This window comes from Pseudomonas sp. UM16 (assembly GCF_050312595.1).
In the GTDB taxonomy this organism is placed as follows: Bacteria; Pseudomonadota; Gammaproteobacteria; order Pseudomonadales; family Pseudomonadaceae; genus Aquipseudomonas.
This window is the reverse complement of record NZ_JBNPJT010000046.1, coordinates 1-1,257: the sequence shown is the minus strand read 5'-3', so window position 1 is coordinate 1,257 and position 1,257 is coordinate 1. Positions and strand designations below refer to the sequence as shown.

Here is a 1,257-nt window from a genome sequence, read left to right as displayed (position 1 = left end):
GCCGCTTTATATGCCCCTTGAGCCTTAATTTTTTTCACAAATCCTAAGCTCCGCATTTTTATTTCAGGGTTGTCAGCTTGATATTTGGCAATCTTCTCGTTGATTGGCTCTAGCGTTTTCTGTTCGTATGCTTTTATTTTTTGGCTATACTCGGCTAATTCTTGGCTTTTAGCGTTCCGTTGCTCTGCTGTATGTTTGTATTCATCTTCAAGCTCTTTTTTCTTTGCTTTTTGCTCTTTAGTTTCCCATAAACCGAGAAAACCCTGATTTTTATCTGTGAGCTTGTTATAGTCTCCCTGAATACGCTGTAAATCCTTGTCGTATTGCGTGATCTCTACTTCCATTCCGTCCCGCTTTTCTTGGGCTTTAACGTATTTTTCTATTTGAGGTAGCCATTCATCAATTAAAAACTGATCAAAATCTGCTTGAGAAAGCCCCTGAATGCGATTTTGAGGCACTTTTTCTTCTTGAGTGTGTATTTTACTGTCTTTTTCTTTTTCGTTGCTTAAATCGTGTTTTAGGGCACTTTCCGATAATTTAGAAAACGCAGCTGCGAATTTGGATTCATATTTGCCCATTCCTTGAGCCTGTTTTTCTTCGATTTTCTGCAAGTAGGATTTTTCTTTGTTAATTTCTTGTCCTTTAAGTGCAAGCTCTTGCACGATTTGGCGTTCTTCTTGCTCTAATCGGTTCAATTCTTGCCACGTTACCCTGTCAATTCTTGCTCTTGGGGCTTGCTCTATGCCTTGTTCCTTGTAGCTACGTTCGTCAATTCGTGCGGCATATCCGTATTGCTCTAAGGCTTGATTAGCTTGCTCTCTCCACGTTTTTCGGACAGATTGGATAAACTCACGATCTCGAAAATCTGCCGTTTTCATCGCTCCGCCCTTTTCTGGGGATTTAGTATTAGCACGTTTAAAAAACTGCTCGGCTGTACGGTCTATGCCGTCAAGTTGGCGTTCTGAAAATATCAAATGACAATGGGGATTATGATTATTTTTATCGGTATGGATAGCGAAAGAGTAGGGTAGTTTATTGCTACCGCTATCAACCGTATTTTCTATAAACGAACTTACTAATTTTTGCTGTTGTTCTATGGTTAATTCTCTAGGTAAAGCAAATTCAATTTCAGTACAAACTCGGGCATTAGCTCGCTCGTAAATATCTGACAATCGCCAAAATTCTTGCGGATTATCTTCGGCAAATTTTGGCATATTACCATAGCCTGAAAACTGTAAATCATCTAACCGCTTTGAA

Annotated in this window: 1 protein-coding gene; it reads right to left on the bottom strand. The window is 39.4% G+C overall.

Annotated elements, in window-relative coordinates:
* Positions 1-1,257: MobA/MobL family protein (locus ACQRAX_RS25450; protein WP_427867773.1), on the bottom strand; the 1,257-nt coding region annotated here is incomplete at both ends.